Raw genomic sequence first — 231 nt, forward strand, 5'->3', positions numbered from 1 at the left:
GCTGCAAACACTAAAAAGCCGCTTGGCAGCGGCTAGTGAAAGCGAAGTCATCAGTACTGATATGATACACCAGCTTGAGTCTTTAATTGATCAGCTGACGCAACAGTCTGAAACAGCTTATGAAGATACCCGTCAATGGCTCAACAATCTGATGATGCACACTCCACAACTCGCCCCTGTTATTGATCGAGAACTGCTGTGGATCTTCGGTGGCGATTGCCTGCACTACCT

The 231-nt window shown here is 47.6% G+C and carries 1 protein-coding gene; it reads left to right on the forward strand.

Features of this window, described 5'->3' with window-relative positions; translation table 11 throughout:
- On the forward strand, positions 1–231 hold a 231-nt coding region (locus tag Q4548_RS17105; protein WP_303457313.1), incomplete at both ends, for a hypothetical protein.

This window comes from Wenyingzhuangia sp. 2_MG-2023, from assembly GCF_030548295.1.
Taxonomy (GTDB): Bacteria; Bacteroidota; Bacteroidia; order Flavobacteriales; family Flavobacteriaceae; genus Wenyingzhuangia.